This window comes from Halorubrum sp. SP3 (assembly GCF_005435195.1).
GTDB lineage: Archaea > Halobacteriota > Halobacteria > Halobacteriales > Haloferacaceae > Halorubrum > Halorubrum sodomense.
The window spans coordinates 1-459 of sequence record NZ_SGTU01000371.1; the positions used below are offsets into that span (position 1 = coordinate 1).

Here is a 459-nt window from a genome sequence, read left to right on the forward strand (position 1 = left end):
GCCGGTGTTCGCCACCGCGTTGGTGGTGTGGTCCAACACCTGCCCCATCCCGATGACGTTGCGAATCCGCTCGAGCATGGTCTCGGGCACGTCGATGGTGATCAGGACGTGTTCGCCACCATCCGGGCCGTCGTTCACATCCTGCCATGTCTCGACCTGTTCAGAGACGGTGTCGTGTTCGTCAGCCAGCACACGAACGCGTAGCGCATCGTACTCCGGGGACGGCGCTCGGTCGACCGGTTCGAGGATCGAGTAGTCGTACCGCAGTGGGACGAGGCGTTCGTCGCCGACGTCGGCCTCGTGACGGCTCCCGTCGCTGCGGAAGAAGTCGTCGCTCTCGCGCAGTCGGGTCTCTAACCACGCCGACAGCTGGTGCGGTGAAATCTTCGCGGCCTTGTCCTGCGCGCGGCTGAGGATGCTCTCCTGCTCCTCAGAAACGAGTGTGTACACTTCGTCGCC

Annotated in this window: 1 pseudogene; it reads right to left on the reverse strand. The window is 64.1% G+C overall.

Going from position 1 to position 459, the window contains the following annotated elements:
- Positions 1-459 (reverse strand): annotated as a pseudogene (locus tag EXE42_RS16895) (hypothetical protein); the annotation flags it as partial.